The 1282-nt window shown below is 55.6% G+C and carries 1 protein-coding gene; it reads right to left on the bottom strand.

The genetic code is table 11. The features are described from left to right. On the bottom strand, positions 1-526 hold a 526-nt coding region (locus R3X27_RS25485), incomplete at its 3' end, for a hypothetical protein (RefSeq protein ID WP_317711721.1). Between the last annotated feature and the right edge of the window lie 756 nt (positions 527-1282).

A 1282-nucleotide genomic window follows, 5' to 3' on the forward strand; every position in this document is an offset into this window, starting at 1 on the left:
CCGACGCGACCTTGTCGGCAGGTGTGTCCTTGATAGCTCGTGTTGCCGTGCGCGTGTCCAATTCCCAAGACGGCACAAAGCCGGTGCGGGATTTCAGGGTTTCGATCGACCGAGTGGCCTGGTTCGGAAAGAAGCCGTCAGAGACCTGCCCTCCCGGTGTTTCAAGGTTGGCCACGTAGTCGAGGATTTTGTCATAGGAAGCATCAGTGTTGAGCGCGGCATCCTGGTTACAAGCTGCTTCCAGGACCCGGTCTATCGTCGCGCCGATCTTTTTCTCCCAAGTGTGAAACGCGCGTTCCTGGGCTTCAGGTGACTTGCCCTTGCCGAACTCGCCTGCCCATACGATCTTCCGGGCGGCATGGGACCACGCCACTCGGCTCGCAGGAATCTGGTGGAGTTGCTTGCCGGTCAGGCGTACGACGCGATCAAACGCAGAGCATAGGGATTTGGACGAAGCCTCACTATATACGTGCGGAATCAGATCCTTGACGTCCCGAAGGTTCTTAATTTTGCTGTTTTCATTCACTGGAATGGCCTTTCATCTACCGGGTTGCTCCGTTCATTCGAAGCCCGATGAACGGAACGGCCCGGTAGATTTGGCCCGTAAATCTGGCAGGGCGTTTCATTCACGACAATCAAAATGTTGCTCATTGAAGGGGAAGGCCGTTCATGGGCCGCCTTGGCCAAGTTTCCTTGGTTATGGCGGCCAGCTGTCTTCACGACCATGTTTTCATCCAGCGGCGAACCTCTTCCGGAACGAAAAGGTATGACATGCCGACCCTGCGGAATGCGAGTTTCCCGGATCTGGCACGGTCGAGGATAGTGTCCCGGGCATACGGCGTCAGATCCGCCACTGCGTCTGCATCAAGCAGGTTTTCGCGATAAGCATCTTCGAGACCTTGCGGTGGTTGCCCCCCTTCAAACTCGAATACGTCCCTCCACCGATATCCTATGAGCCGGCGTTCCCGACAGCCGGTAAGCAGCCCATCTCGCTCAACTCGCCAAAAAAACGCATCGCTCCTGTCGCCCCAACGGCAGCGGAGACGATTTCGGCTCAGGAGTTCGTTTTCCGACTTCACCAATCGATGGGTAGCGGGAGGGTTCTTGTATTTTCCCGGTTCCTGTATTCGTTTCATGAGTCCCGTCCAGCGTACTTCAACTGGCAAGGACAAAGGAAAATTTTCGCGCCATTTCAAACGCACTCAACTTTCCGATCAGAGAGTTCAAAACTGCCTTCGCAGGACCCTACCAATTTCCCACCGCGCGGAAGACGTCATCATCG

The sequence above is a fragment of the Tropicimonas sp. TH_r6 genome (genome assembly GCF_033101155.1).
GTDB lineage: Bacteria > Pseudomonadota > Alphaproteobacteria > Rhodobacterales > Rhodobacteraceae > Tropicimonas.